Genomic DNA, 307 nt, shown 5'->3' on the forward strand with positions numbered 1-307 from the left:
TCGATCAGCCGCGCCAGATCCTGAGCATCCTCCACCACCGTGCCCAGGTGATAGTGATAAGCGAGGCGCAGGCCCCGATCGGCCAGCCGCGTCGCTATGTCGTTCAGCATGGCGCCAAACGCGGGCCATTCGCCGGGCGCCAGGCGCGGCCGCTGGCGGAGCGGCGTGTGGCGCTGGCCATGCACCGCCCCGCTGGTTTCCGCCAGGATGAACACGTCACAGCCACACGCCGCCAGCAGCGTGCCTTGCGCCTCGATCGCCGCGCTTTCCCCCGCCAGGCCATGGGCAAGCAGGCTGCTGCCGTGCC

Annotated in this window: 1 protein-coding gene; it reads right to left on the minus strand. The window is 70.7% G+C overall.

Annotation, left to right across the window (positions count from 1 at the left end; translation table 11 throughout):
- Nucleotides 1-307: hypothetical protein (locus H926_RS33655; protein WP_202804781.1), on the minus strand; the 307-nt coding region annotated here is incomplete at both ends.

The sequence above is a fragment of the Novosphingobium sp. B-7 genome (assembly GCF_000410615.1).
GTDB lineage: Bacteria > Pseudomonadota > Alphaproteobacteria > Sphingomonadales > Sphingomonadaceae > Novosphingobium > Novosphingobium capsulatum.